This is a genomic window from Halalkalicoccus sp. NIPERK01 (assembly GCF_030287405.1).
In the GTDB taxonomy this organism is placed as follows: Archaea; Halobacteriota; Halobacteria; order Halobacteriales; family Halalkalicoccaceae; genus Halalkalicoccus.
This window is the reverse complement of record NZ_JASVVV010000001.1, coordinates 1,052,834-1,065,687: the sequence shown is the minus strand read 5'-3', so window position 1 is coordinate 1,065,687 and position 12,854 is coordinate 1,052,834. Positions and strand designations below refer to the sequence as shown.

At 67.0% G+C, this 12,854-nt stretch carries 15 protein-coding genes and 1 tRNA gene; 7 read left to right on the top strand and 9 right to left on the bottom strand.

The features are described from left to right. Positions 1-49: 49 nt before the first annotated feature. The 3 genes from arsB to QRT08_RS05745 form a co-directional block, all read right to left on the bottom strand. Entirely contained in the window at positions 50-1,213 is a 1,164-nt protein-coding gene (gene arsB / locus QRT08_RS05755; RefSeq protein ID WP_286044960.1) for an ACR3 family arsenite efflux transporter, read from the bottom strand. A gap of 96 nt (positions 1,214-1,309) precedes the next feature. Then, a complete protein-coding gene (locus QRT08_RS05750; protein WP_286044959.1) occupies positions 1,310-1,759 on the bottom strand; it encodes a RidA family protein in 450 nt (149 codons plus the stop codon). 95 nt (positions 1,760-1,854) lie between these two features. Then, positions 1,855-2,244 (bottom strand): ArsR/SmtB family transcription factor, encoded by a 390-nt coding sequence (locus QRT08_RS05745; RefSeq protein ID WP_286044958.1) that lies wholly within the window; start codon positions 2,242-2,244, stop codon positions 1,855-1,857. 106 nt (positions 2,245-2,350) lie between these two features. On the opposite strand from QRT08_RS05745, the gene QRT08_RS05740 reads away from it, so the two are divergent. Both QRT08_RS05740 and arsM read left to right on the top strand, forming a co-directional pair. Then, on the top strand, positions 2,351-2,722 hold the full coding sequence (locus QRT08_RS05740; RefSeq protein ID WP_286044957.1) for an ArsR/SmtB family transcription factor: 372 nt from the start codon (positions 2,351-2,353) through the stop codon (positions 2,720-2,722). After that, a complete protein-coding gene (arsM, locus tag QRT08_RS05735; protein WP_286044956.1) occupies positions 2,719-3,513 on the top strand; it encodes an arsenite methyltransferase in 795 nt (264 codons plus the stop codon). Before QRT08_RS05740 ends, arsM begins: the two co-directional genes overlap by 4 nt. 53 nt (positions 3,514-3,566) lie before the next feature. On the opposite strand, the gene QRT08_RS05730 is transcribed toward arsM, so the two are convergent. The 4 genes from QRT08_RS05730 to QRT08_RS05715 form a co-directional block, all read right to left on the bottom strand. Beyond that, positions 3,567-4,004 (bottom strand): arsenate-mycothiol transferase ArsC, encoded by a 438-nt coding sequence (locus QRT08_RS05730; protein WP_286044955.1) that lies wholly within the window; start codon positions 4,002-4,004, stop codon positions 3,567-3,569. Between the two features lie 182 nt (positions 4,005-4,186). Continuing rightward, complete coding sequence (locus QRT08_RS05725; RefSeq protein ID WP_286044954.1) at positions 4,187-4,348, bottom strand: DUF7838 family putative zinc beta-ribbon protein; 162 nt, start codon at positions 4,346-4,348, stop codon at positions 4,187-4,189. A gap of 158 nt (positions 4,349-4,506) precedes the next feature. Continuing rightward, a complete protein-coding gene (locus QRT08_RS05720) occupies positions 4,507-4,782 on the bottom strand; it encodes a hypothetical protein (protein WP_286044953.1) in 276 nt (91 codons plus the stop codon). 75 nt (positions 4,783-4,857) lie between these two features. Next, positions 4,858-6,072, bottom strand: a complete 1,215-nt coding sequence (locus tag QRT08_RS05715) for an MFS transporter (RefSeq protein WP_286044952.1) — start codon at positions 6,070-6,072, stop codon at positions 4,858-4,860. Between the two features lie 143 nt (positions 6,073-6,215). Here QRT08_RS05715 and QRT08_RS05710 point away from each other — a divergent pair, with 143 nt between their 5' ends. Further along, a complete protein-coding gene (locus tag QRT08_RS05710) occupies positions 6,216-6,749 on the top strand; it encodes a cob(I)yrinic acid a,c-diamide adenosyltransferase (RefSeq protein WP_286044951.1) in 534 nt (177 codons plus the stop codon). On the opposite strand, the gene QRT08_RS05705 is transcribed toward QRT08_RS05710, so the two are convergent. Further along, the gene (locus tag QRT08_RS05705; protein ID WP_286044950.1) at positions 6,743-8,446 is read right to left on the bottom strand and encodes an adenine deaminase C-terminal domain-containing protein; all 1,704 of its coding nucleotides are present in this window, start codon (positions 8,444-8,446) and stop codon (positions 6,743-6,745) included. The genes QRT08_RS05710 and QRT08_RS05705 overlap by 7 nt on opposite strands. 137 nt (positions 8,447-8,583) lie before the next feature. Here QRT08_RS05705 and QRT08_RS05700 point away from each other — a divergent pair. Further along, a tRNA-Val gene (locus QRT08_RS05700) sits at positions 8,584-8,658 on the top strand. A 461-nt stretch (positions 8,659-9,119) separates the two neighbouring features. On the opposite strand, the gene QRT08_RS05695 is transcribed toward QRT08_RS05700, so the two are convergent. After that, positions 9,120-9,245, bottom strand: a complete 126-nt coding sequence (locus QRT08_RS05695; protein WP_286044949.1) for a hypothetical protein — start codon at positions 9,243-9,245, stop codon at positions 9,120-9,122. Positions 9,246-9,429: 184 nt separating this feature from the next. Between QRT08_RS05695 and QRT08_RS05690 the strand changes: the two genes are divergently transcribed. The 3 genes from QRT08_RS05690 to QRT08_RS05680 all read left to right on the top strand — a co-directional run bounded on the left by QRT08_RS05690 (position 9,430) and on the right by QRT08_RS05680 (position 12,848). Beyond that, entirely contained in the window at positions 9,430-10,191 is a 762-nt protein-coding gene (locus QRT08_RS05690; RefSeq protein WP_286044948.1) for a GNAT family N-acetyltransferase, read from the top strand. A gap of 38 nt (positions 10,192-10,229) precedes the next feature. Then, positions 10,230-11,378 carry a threonine synthase gene (gene thrC, locus QRT08_RS05685; RefSeq protein WP_286044947.1) on the top strand — a complete coding sequence of 383 codons (1,149 nt, stop codon included), beginning with the start codon at positions 10,230-10,232 and terminating at the stop codon, positions 11,376-11,378. A gap of 369 nt (positions 11,379-11,747) precedes the next feature. Further along, positions 11,748-12,848, top strand: coding sequence for a glutamate-cysteine ligase family protein (locus QRT08_RS05680; RefSeq protein ID WP_286044946.1), 1,101 nt, complete (start codon positions 11,748-11,750; stop codon positions 12,846-12,848). The last annotated feature ends 6 nt before the right edge of the window (positions 12,849-12,854 follow it).

Here is a 12,854-nt window from a genome sequence, read left to right as displayed (position 1 = left end):
GCGGGATCGGCCCCGTCTTACCCTCGAAACGGGTCGGCGTCAACCGTGGTCAGTCGTCGTCGGTCGTCGGCTGGCGGACGGACGATCCGGGACGCTCGGTTTCCGATCCCCTCCAGTCCAACCGGCGCTGGAAGTACAGCGCGACGTGGACGAGCGCGAGCAACACCGGCACCTCGATGAGCGGGCCGACCACGGTCGCGAAGGCCACGCCGGAGCCGACGCCGAAGACGGCGACCGCGACGGCGATCGCGAGTTCGAAGTTGTTCGAGGCCGCGGTGAAGTCGATCGCGGTCGTCGTCGAGTAGTCCGCGCCGATCCCCCGCCCCATCCCGAAGCTCACGAGGAACATCACGACGAAGTAGATCGTCAGCGGGACGGCGATCAGCAGGACGTCACCCGGCGAGGCGACGATGGTCTCGCCCTGCGTGGCGAACATCACGATCACGGTGAACAACAGCGCGAGCAGCGTCAGCGGATCGATCCGCGGGACGAACTCCTCGTCGTACCACTCCTCACCCTTGGCTCGCGTCCCGAGATAGCGGGTCAGAAAGCCGCCGGCGAAGGGGATTCCGAGGAAGACGACGATCGCCTGGAACACCTGCATGGGCGTGACGTCGAAGGCCGTGATCCCGGCGACGAGCGTCTCCATCCCGAGTAGCGGCGGGAGAACGAGCGCGAAGAACCAGACGTACACGCCGTAGGTGAGGATCTGGAAGAGGCTGTTGAACGCGACCAGCCCGGTCACGTACTCGGGCGAGCCCTCGGCGAGTTCGTTCCAGACCAGCACCATCGCGATACACCGGGCCATCCCGATGAACACCAGCCCGAGGAAGTACTCGGGGCGGGCGGGCAGGCCGGGAACGAGCCCGCTGAAGAAGACCACCGCGAGCCCGAACATGAGGGTGGGACCGATGAGCCAGTTCTGGACGAGGCTGAGGCCCAGCACGCGCCAGTTGCGAAAGACGGTCGGAAGCCGCGAGTAGTCGGCCTTCGCCAGCGGCGGGTACATCATCAGGACGAGCCCGATCTCCACGAGGTGGAGGTCTTGGATCGGGCCGACGACGGAGGGAGCGACGAACCCGAGGCCGACGCCGATCGCCATCGCGGCGAAGATCCAGACGGTGAGGTACTTATCGAGGACGTCCATCGAGCGCGGATCGCCACACGTCTCACAGTCACACTCCGGCCCGTGATCGTGTTCGACGGCGCTCATCGATCGCCTCCCGACTCACGACCGACTCTCGTAGCGCTTCGACTCGACACCGATCGGTAACGATAGGTCGTACTCATTGATAGCGTGGTCGCGTGGTCACTCGTCAGCGGCGATGGCGTCGAGTTGGATCCCCGCATCGCTCGGCAGCGAGCAGACGCCGACGGTCGTCCGCGGGGGGTACTCGCCGTCGAACCGTGCCCGATGCACCTCGTCGACCGCATCGCGTTCGTCGAGATCCGTCAGTTGGACCTCGACCTTCATGACGTCCTCGAGCGTCGCACCTCGCCGGTCAAGCATCGCTTCGAGCCGATCCAGACACTCGGCGGTCTGCTCATCGATTGAAAGACTGTTCAACACTCTTCCGTCTCGCTCGGGGAGGACCCCTTCGAGAAAGAGGAGGTCGGAACTCCCCGTCCGTCGGCCGAACGCGCCGGTATTCCCGGTTCCCTCCCGCTGTCTCCTGCTCTCGTTGCTGGGGCGGTCGAGTTCGTTCGAGGCGGCTTCGCCGCCGGTTCCCGTCGTCCGTTCGCCGACCGATTGAACCATATCTTAATTGAATGTGTGTTCATGTATAAGTCTGGTGCTACCGGAACGACTCGTGGATACTCGGCTACCGATGGACCGTCGAGAGGAGAGGACGGTTAGCGGGTGCCGTCGAGAACGACCAGAAGCGCGTTCGCCCGCGGGGTCGCCCGGTACTTGCGCCACCGGCCGTCCTTTCGTTTGGTGACCAGACCGGTCTCGACGAGTTTCGCGAGCGCGTGGCTCACGGCGCTGTCGCTGACGTCCATCAGCGGCGTGATCTCGCAGACGCACAGTTCGCCCTCGGCCTCCACCAGCAACCGAACGAGCCGGTATCGCGTCTCGTTGCCGAGCGCCGCGAGCGTTCCGACGTCCGCCGAAAGGGCCTCCTCGTCGACCAACGCGTCGAGTTCGTCTAGTTCCTCGAGACGCTGCTGGAGGTCCGCGTTGCGACACTCCCCGAGTTCGTCCGCCAGGTATCGCTGGATCCTGTCCGTCGCTTCGGCCATGCGGATAGTTGTACAGATCCTCAAATAAGGTTTCCGACGACCTCCGTCGATCCGTGTTCGACCGCAACAGCTATATTAGCAGTAGATTATATTAGAATACGCTAATATGAATGAGACCGACCTGTTTCGGGAGGATGTGGGATCAACGGCGGACGAGGAGGGTGGCTGTTGTGCGCCGGCACTGCGACTGGACGACGACCTGATCGATGCGGACGTCCGCCTGCTCTCGACGCTCGCGAACGAGACGCGTTACGAGGCCCTGCGGCTGCTTGCGGCCTCGGAGGAAGAACTCTGTGCCTGCGAGATCGAGGGGGCGCTCCCCGTGAGTCAGAGCGCGGTCAGCCAGGCGTTGAGCGCGCTGTACGCAGCCGACCTCGTCGAGCGGCGAAAGGATGGGCGGTGGCGGTACTACCGTCCGAGTGGGCGTGCATGGACGATACTCGAGACGCTCGACGCCGTTCGAGGTGAGGGGCGATGACCGACGGGATCGACCCGGCGGCACAGCGCGCCGCCGTTCGGGAACGGTACTCGGCGATCGCCACCTCGGAGGCCGGCGGCTGTTGCGACCCGAGTTCCTCGGACTCGTGTAGTGACTCGCCTGGGGAGACGAGCGAGCGACTGGGCTACTCACCTGACGAGATCGAGGCGGTCGCGGGCGAGGCGAACCTCGGGCTTGACTGTGGGAACCCGACGGCGATCGCGGACCTGCGGCCCGGCGAGACCGTCCTCGATCTGGGTTCGGGCGGCGGGTTCGACTGCTTCCTCGCGGGCCAGCGGGTCGGCTCCGAGGGCTCGGTCATCGGCGTCGACATGACCCCCGAGATGGTCGAGAAGGCACGGGAAAACGCCGCGAAGAACGACACCGAGAACGTGGCGTTTCGCCTCGGCGAGATCGAACACCTGCCGGTCGCAGACGAAAGCGTCGACGTGATCATCTCGAACTGCGTGATCAACCTCTCGACGGACAAGCCGGGGGTGTTCGAGGAGGCCCGTCGCGTCCTGCGTTCGGGCGGGCGGCTGGCCGTCTCGGATGTCGTGCTCACGGCCGACCTCCCCGGAGAGCTGCGGGCCGACCCCGACAGCATCTCGGCCTGTGTCGCGGGAGCCTCGACGATCGAGGCGCTCGAATCGATGCTCTCGGACGCCGGATTCGAGGACGTCGGGATCGAGCCGAAGGGCGACAGCGAGGAGTTCATCCGCGAGTGGTCCGACGAGCGCGACCTGAGCGAGTACATCGTCTCGGCGACGATCGAGGCCCGAAAACCGTAGCTTCCCCGTGGAATCGAGACGATCGTCCGCACCCGTACGGTCCCGAAGTCGATCTACTGCCGCGTCTCGACCTCCGCGAAGTACTCGTCGAAGAGGGCGTCGACCCGGTTTGCGATGTCGTCGCGGATCGCCCGCACCTCCTCGGGGTCCTTCCCGTCCGGGTCCTGGAGATCCCAGTCGCGCACGTCCGTCTCCGCGTCGAGGTTGAGCGTCGAACAGCCCATCGTCGCGACGACGTCGCAGGATTCGAGTTCCTCGGTCGGAATCTCGCGGGGCGTACGATCCGAGAGGTCGATATCGAGTTCGCGCATTGCCTCGATCACCTCCTCGTGGACTTCCTCGGCCGGGTGCGTGCCGCCGGTGACGATGCGTACCGATTCGTCCAGTCCGCGTCGGGCGCGCTCTCGCTCGGCGAACGCGCTCGCCATCTGGCTGCGGCCGGCGTTCTGGACACAGACGAAGCCGAACTGCACCGGAGAATCCTGGCTCATGGAAGGGAGTAACGCCGGTGACGGCTTCATCGTTGCTATGAAAACTATATATCGCTACGGAGTCGTAGCGCAGTATCGCCGTTCCGAAGCGTTGGGGGTCCGCAACGACACCCTTCCGTGTTGCCGTTATCCGTAACATACCCTTCGGGAGACTCAGAGGAATCTCCCCGAACCACCGACGCTTAGGCCTGACTGGAGTCGATACCGTTGATCTTGACGAACCCGTAGTCACAGTCGGGACAGTGCCATTTCACCTTCTCGCCAAGGTGAAGCGTCGTGCTCGCCGCCCGGTAGAACGTCCGCTCGGACCCACACTCCGGGCAGTCGTGGTCGAGTTCCTGCATACCGTCTCTCGAACGTGGCGGCGCTTAACCGTGGTGATTCCCCGTCTTCGCTCGAGATATATCGTATATTGCGATACGAATTTCGGACCGGTGGTCGCATCGACATGCTGGACGGGTAACGGCGCGCTCACCGGGTCGCGTCGTGCATCGAGGAGGGATCAGTGCGCGGCGGAAACCGGCGTCGGAAGCCGGTGGCGATAGCACGTCCGGTCCTCGGCGCGCAGGACGATCCGGTCCTCGACGCGGTCGAGGTCGATCGTCGCTTCCCCCTCGGCGGGGAGACGGACCTTACAGACGTGCTTGTACGCCCGTCCGTCGTCGGCTCCGTCGAGCGTCCTGCTCTCGATCGAGGTACCGGTCTCGCGCTCCCGGAGTTCGATTCGGTACTCACCGTCGCGTTTCTCGATCTCGATGATCGCCGGGATCTCCGTCATGGATAATCATCCCCTTCTCTGAAGTATAAATCTAATCCGAGACGTCATCGCGTAGCAAGCGTCGCGTGCTATCGATCAGCCACCGAGCGAGGTTCGGGGGCTGACGCTGCCGGTCTGGCGATGGACGCCGTAGACGAGCACGCCGCCAGCGAGCAGCGGGACGATCGCACACGCGGCGTACACCGGCGAGAAGCCGACCGATTCGACCAGCGGCAGCGAGAGCATCGGTCCGAGGCCGCCGCCGACGTCCCCGAGGACGTTGTTCGTTCCCATCGCCCGCCCCATCCGGTCGTCCGGCGTGAGATCGGCCAAGAGGGCGATCAGCGGGCCGCTGGTGCCGCCCTGTCCCGCGCCGATGAAGGTGCAGGCCAGAACCAGGTCGACGACCGAATCGGCGGTCGTCAGCAGGAGAAATCCGACGAACGAGACCGCGAGGAACGTCAGGAGGACGGGAACGCGCATTCCGAGTCGGTCGCTCACGACCCCGCCGCCGAGCATCAACGCCGACGCCGAGAGGACCGTGACCGCCATCAGCACGCCCGAGGAGGCCTGTGGGCCGTACTCGAAGACGGAAAAGTCGTTCGCGGCCAGAAAGAGCACGAGCGTCGAGAAGAGCGCGCCGAGGTACGCGAAGTAGAGCCCGAAGTTGACGAGTCCGACCGTGAGCGCGGGGACGGTCGTCTCGATCTCCCACGGCTTGATCGCCGTCTTCGCCCCGCTGACGTGGGTTTCGGGGATGGTCGCGTACGCGAGCACGCCCGCGACGAGCGCGAACGCCGCCGCGAGCGCGAACGCCGTCGGGATCGAGAACAGTTCGCTCACGACCCCGCCGAGGACGAGGCCGGCGGGGAAGCCGAGCGTCATCCCGCCGCGGACGACGCCCATGTTGGTTCCCCGCGAGGCGCCGGTGCTCACGTCGGCGGCGATGGTGTAGGCCGTCGCGAACACCAGCGCGCTGCCGACCCCCCAGACCACGCGCGCGAGCAGGAACCACGCCTCGGGCAGCGCCGACAGCATCGCGACGATGTACCCGAGGGTCGCGCCGGCCTCGATGAACAGCCCCGCGATGAAGGGCGTCCGGGTGCCGATCCGGTCGACGAGCGCGCCCGCGGGGGTGTTCGCTACCGTGCGGGTAAAGCGGTTCGCGCTCAGGATGACGCCCACGAGAAACGGCGAGATCCCCAGTACCGCCCCGAGGTTCGGGAGGATCGGGAAGACGACGCCGCCACCGAAGCCGACGAAGAAGGTGCTGACGATGACCGCGAGGACGACCGCACGCGCGCGTTTCACGCCGCGAACGGCCCCCAACTGCGTGATCGAGTACGGACTCCCATTGGCCCACCGTACCCCGTTCGCGCGCTTAGGGCTTGTCGCTCCGGCACGGCCTTCCGGGAGTCCTCCGAAGCTAAGTAGCCGCCCGACCTCTGGCCGGTATGACGATCTACACCGGTCGCGGCGACGAGGGGCTGACCGACCTCCGGACCATGGAGCGCGTCTCGAAGACCAGCGCCCGGATCGAGGCCTACGGCACCGTCGACGAGGCAAACGCCCTGATCGGGACCGTTCGACCCACCGGCTACGACGACGTCGACGCCCAGCTAGGGGGGATCCAGAACCACCTCCACGTCGTGCAGGCGGACTTCGCGAACCCCGATCCCGACGAGGACGACCCTCGGGTCCGCGAGGAGCATGTCGACCGGTTGGAGGAGTGGATCGACTCCTACGACGAGGAACTCGACCCCCTCCGGAAGTTCGTCCTGCCCGGCGGGAGCGGGACGGGCGCGAAGCTGCATCACGCCCGTGCGGTCGTCCGGCGGGCCGAACGCCGCGCCGTCGCGCTCGCCGAGGAGGAATCGATAAACGAGGTCGCCGTCGTCTACCTCAACCGGCTCTCGGACGCGCTGTTCGTGATCGCGCGGGCGGTGAACAAACGCGATGGCGTCCGCGAGGAAAATCCGAGCTACTGAAGCCCGACGAGTTCGCGCTCCTTGACGTCGGCGTAGCCTGAAAACGACAGTTTCAGCGCGGGGACGCCCGGGAACGAGAGCGTCTGGATCGCGAGCAGCGGTCGGTCGATCCCGACCCCGCGCGCCCGGAGCGCGCTCTCGACCGTTCCGAACAGGGTCGCGGTCTCCCCGACGTCGAGGTCCGAACAGGTCGCGCCGACCCGGAGGGGGAGTTCGGCGACGACCTCCCCGTCGGCGACGGCCCACCCGCCGCCCATCTCCTCGACGCGGGCGGCCGCCCGCGCCATCTCGGTCTCGTCGGCCCCGACGACGACCACGCCGGGGAGTTCCCACGTCGACGAGGCGGCCACCGCACCCGACTGGAGCCCAAGCCCCGTGAGAAAGCCGGTGAATCCCCGCCGTCGGTCGGCACGCCGGTCGTGCAACGCGGCCTTGAGCACGTCCCCCTCGGGATCGGGACGGAACTCGCCGCCCTCGACCGGCGGCGAGACGCGCGTCTCGCCGGTCAGTAGTCCCCCCTCGAGCGTGATCGCGCGGACCGCCTCCCCGTCGGCGGGGACCGAAAACGCCCCGGGGTCGGTCGGGATCGAGACGCTGTCGTAGAACTCCTCGGGGTACTCGCGGTTCCGCGGGCCGACCGTGGCGGTGCCGTTCCTGACGACCACCTCACCGCCGCTGACGACGGTCTCCACTCGAACCCCCTCGAGATCGGAGAGCACGACCACGTCGGCGACGTTGCCCGGCGCGAGCGAACCCCGGTCGTCGAGCCCGAAGTGGCGCGCCGGCGAGAGCGTCGCCATCCGGAGCGCGTCCGTGGGGTCGATCCCGGCCTCGATCGCGCGCCGGACGACCCGGTCCATGTGGCCCTGGGGGAGGTCGCGCGGCCAGACGCCGTCGGTCGACAGCGAGCACTCGGCGGGACCGACCCGATCGATGGCCTCGGCGAGCGCCTCGACGTCGTCGCGGACCGACCCGCAGCGCCCGACGACGTGGATACCGTTCTCGGCGCGCTCGATGACTCCTCCCCGATCTATCGCCTCGTGGTCGTTGTCGACGATCGAGGCGAAGGCGGCGAGCTTCCCGCCCCGACAGCCGGCGGCGTGGCCCGTCACCGGCTTGCCGAGGTCGCCCGCGCGCTCGTAGAGCGCCTCGGCGGGCGTGTCGCGGCCGACCGCGTGGATCCAGTCGGTCTCGCCGACGCCGACGATCCGGTCGTCCGCGAGCAGGTCGACCAGTTCTCGCGCCTCCTCGCCGGTCGCGTCCGCGGGTTCGAACGTGTCGAACAGCGGGGTCGGCGGGAGCGCGACCGCGACCGTCACCGGCAGGTAGGCGGTCGCCGCGAGGAACTCCTCGACGCCCCGTGGGCCGAACGCGCACAAGGCCGTACACTCGGAGATCACCGTCGTCGTCCCGCCCTCGAGCGAGCGGTGGTAGGCCAGTTCGTAACACTGGAGCATGTCGAGATGGGTGTGGGCGTCGACGAACCCGGGGACGACGGCCCCGCTGTCGGCGTGGATCACCTCCGTCTCGGGGCCGATCACCCTGTCGGCGTCCTCGGGGAGCGCCGCGACGCGGTTGTTCACGACCGCGACGGCGCGCGAGCGGAACTCGCCGAGTTCGGGGAGCAACACCCGCCCGCCCTCGACGACGAGGTCCGCGGGTCGGTCGCCGAGCGCGACCGGTTGGAGGTCGTTCATCCGTCGATCACTGCCGTGCGACGCGTCATTGGTCCGTGATACCGGACCGGGGGCTAAACCAGTTGTGTCACCGGGCGTGGTCTTCGGGGGTGGCGAGACAGAATCCTTAAGTCCGGCCCACGGGAACTACCCGCTGCGGGTCGGTGATCTAGTCCGGCCATGATACCTCCTTCACACGGAGGAAGTCGGCGGTTCAAATCCGCCCCGACCCATTTCTGACGGCACAATGCGACGAGCAGCGCGAGGAGCCTGTGTCGGCGAAATGGTTACGAAGGATTTGAAACAGGGAACGAAGCGAGCGTCAGAGAGCGAAGTGACCGCGGTTCAAATCCGCCCCGACCCACTGATATTTCTCCGGCATCTACCTGCGAACACCGCGAGCGACAGCGAGCGTGTGTGAGCAACGCCGTGCCGGAGAATCGAAGCGTTGGGCGGTTTGAACCCAGAGGACGAGCGAAGCGACGTCCTCGTGGTTCGAATCCGCCCCGTTCGTCCCTTCCCACCACTGGAACACGGCCGAGAGTACCGTCAGGGATGAGGGCCCGTACTGTGACTGCCGAACGTATTAGTGGCCGGGACCACACTCGTCGGACATGAACGCTGGACTCAAAGGCCTGCTCAAGCGAATCCTCACGCTGAAAGCGCTGCGAAAACTCCTCCGAAAGCTTCGGAGCTAGAACACGAGGCCGACGAGGCGGTAGAGCAGTCCGATCACGAACAGGGCGATCAGCAGGGTCGTCACGACGGGGACGACCGGCGAGAGCGTCCCCGGTTCGAACCCGAGTTCCTCCTCGAACATACGGGAGGCTGTCCCCGACGGCTCATAAGCCTTCCTTCGCCCGCCGCGGAGTCGCTCGGCGGCGAGGGCGAAGCCGAGACACCGGCAACGAGAGCGGCGGCTCGACGACCCATCCGTCGAGCCGGGCGGCAAATAACCGCGCTCGTGGAACAACAGTTTAGTAGCGAGCCGCCGCAATCGAAGTATGGAGATCAGAGACGCGACACGGGAGGACGTGGACGCCATCCGCGAGGTGGCGCGCCAGTCGCTGCAGACGTCGTACGCTCACTTTCTGGAATCGGAGACCATCGACGACGCCGTTGAGCAGTGGTACGGCGACGGCCGGCTCGAGGAGCTCATCTCGGACGAGGCCGACGACGTCTACATCCCCGTCCTCGAGGTCGACGGGGAGATCGTCGCGTTCGCCCAGTGTTACCTCGTCGAGTTCCCCGAACGCGTCGGCGAGATCCACTGGCTGCACGTCGATCCCGACCACCGCGGTGAGGGCTACGGTTCACGGCTGTACGATCACGCCCGCGAGACCTTCGAGGCCGACGGGATCGATCGGTTCAAGGGGTTCGTCTTCGCGGAGAACGAGCCCGGCAACGAGTTCTACGAGCGCCGTGGCTACGAGTCGGCCTACACCCACACCCAGGAGATCGCCGGCGAGGAGTACACCGAGAACGTCTGGGTCGACATCCCCGAGGGTGAACAGTACCGGCGCGCGGTCGAACCCCACGAGAACGAGGAGGGCGAGACGCTCTACGTCGCCTACCGGGAGGCATCGGTCGGGTCGCGTGGTGCGTTCCACGTCTCGTACCTCGACGAGGATCTGGAGAGACGCTACGGCTGGTTCTGCTCGGTCTGTGAGAGCTTCGACAACGCGATGGACCCCTCGGGGCGGGTCGTCTGCAACGAGTGTGGCAACGTCCGCAAGGCCACCCGTTGGGACGCCGCCTACCTCTAACCAGTAGGCTCTTCTCGCCCGTCTCCCTCGCGTCCGGTATGCCGCCCGTCCGCTGTTACGACTGTGGCCGCTCGTTTCCCCTCGCCGAGCGAAAACGCTGTGAGTGCGGCGAACCCCTCTGGTTCGGGATCGGGGCGTTTCGGTGGCCCGCCGGCCGGGATCCGGGGATGTGGCGCTACGCCGACCTGCTCCCCGCCGAGACCCCCACGGGTATCGCGGCGGCCGCCGGCGGGACGCCGCTGGTGCGGACGCCCAGCCTGGACGTCGACGGGGTGCGACTGTTCTGCAAGGACGAGGGGCGAAACCCGACGGGGAGCTTCAAGGACCGCGGCAGCGCGGTCGCGCTCGCCTATGCGCTCGAACACGGGATCGGGCGGGTCGGCACGGTTTCGCACGGCAACATGGCGATGAGTACCGCCGCGACCGCCGCGGGCACCGGCATCGACTGTACGGTCTGCGTGCCCGCCGACATCCCCGAGGAACGCCTCTCGCACATCGCGCGCTACGGACCCGACATCGTTCGCGTCGAGGGCGACTACGGCCGCCTCTACGAGGTCTCGCTGGACGTCGAGGGCATCGAGTTCGTCAACTCCGATACCCCCCTCCGGGTGGCGGGTCAGAGGACCGTCGCGTTCGAGATCTGCGAGGCGTTCTCGCCCGAGGTGCCCGACGCGATCGTCCTTCCCGTTTCGAGCGGCGGGCACCTGAGCGCGATCTGGAAGGCGCTGCTCGAACTGCGCGCCGCCGACCTCCTCGACGTGCCTCCCCGACTGTACGCCTGTCAAGCGAGCGCCTGTGACCCCATCGTCCGGGCGTTCGAGGCCGGCGAGCGGGAGGTGAGCGCGATCACGGGCGGGGAGACGATCGCGTACTCGATCGCAAACGCCGACCCTCCCAGCGGAAACCGGGCGCTCGCGGCGCTGCGGGACACCGACGGCGGGGCGGTGTCCGTATCCGACGAGGAGACCCGTACCGCCCAGCACCGACTCGCCCGCGAGGGCGGCTTTCGCGTCGAGGCCTCATCGGCGGTCGCCCACGCCGGATTCGAACGGCTGGTCGAGCGCGGCGAGATACGTCCGGGCGAGCGGGTTGTAACGATCCTCACCGGGAGCGGGTTCAAAGAGCGCGACGAGGTCGCGGTAAACGCGCGAACGGTCGTGCTATCGGACCTGCGCGATTCGATCTGATCCCCCATTTTCGACCGTGGGCGGTCCGAACACGACGACTCGTTCGATCGGGCGTCGACGTGCGTCGGAACCGTCGCCGATTCCCCATCTCGACATATCACGATCCATTCGCTCGGAACCGACCGATATACGATACTACCCCGGATAGGTCGACGGACATCGACATTTATCGACGCTCGTCGCGTGCCCGACCGGTTCGGTACCCGGTTTAGTATAACGACCTTGCAGCTGCGTGGGGGGACGTCTTTACGACAGCCGTCGAATCACGACGAAAGGTCACCGTTATAGGTCGGCGTGTTCGGCCGATGTCCGGGGATTTTCGAGCCGAGATAGAGCGGGAGACGTGCGGCTACAGTGATAACTGATACCATGAAAACGAGCATCGAGGTGGAGTACTGGGTGATCGACCGGACGGGCGCGCTGTGTACGCCCGGCGACTTGACGGAGGTCTCGCCGCAGGTCGAAGAGGAGTTCGTCGACTGTCTCCTCGAGATCAAGACCACCCCGTGTGAGTCGGTCGACGACCTCGCCACGCAGTTCGTCGAGCGACTGGACGAGACGCTGCGCGAGGCGGCGGCACGGGACCGGGGACTGGTCCCGTTGGGGACGCCGCTTCACGGCGGCACGATCGAGCAGCTCCCCGAGGAGCGGGCCCGCATCCAGCGGCGCGTCCTCGGCGACGACTTCGACTACGCCAAACACTGTGCGGGCACCCACATCCACTTCGAGAAGCGCCGCGTCGTCGACCAGCTCAACGCGCTCATCGCGCTCGACCCCGCGCTGGCGCTCGCGAACTCCTCGCCGTACTACAAGGGCCGTCGGGTCGCCGCGGGCGCACGCCCCTACATCTACCGGAAGAAGGGATACGCGAAGTACCCCGACCACGGCCAGCTCTGGGAGTACGCCGAGAGCGTCGCCCAGTGGAACGACCGACTCGAACGGCGCTACGACGAGTTCGAGCGCGCGGCGATGGAAGCCGGCGTCGACGAGGAGGCCTTCGAGGCGAACTTCACGCCCGACGACGCGATCTGGGCGCCGGTGCGGCTGCGCAAGTGTTTCCCGACCGTCGAGTGGCGCTCGCCCGACGCCACGCTCCCGAGCCAGATCATCCAGCTCGCACGGGACATGTACCCGGTGATGGACGCGGCGAGTCGCGTCGACGTCCGCATCGAGGGCGAACGCGGGCGCGTCACCGACGAGGAGATCACGCTCCCGGAGTTCGACGCCGTCCGCGAGTACACCGACGCGGCGATCCACGACGGGCTCGACTCCGAGCGCGTCCGCGAGTACCTCGAGCGCATGGGGTTCGACGTCGACGCGTACGACCCGCTCACCCGTCGGTTCGACGGCCGGCCGCAGATCGACGAGGCCGACGCCCGCAAGCGCCGGCTGACCTACGCGAACGCGCTCGAACGCGACGTCGCCCGGCTGACGGGATCGAAACGAGCCGCACGAAAACAGAACGCCTGAACGCCT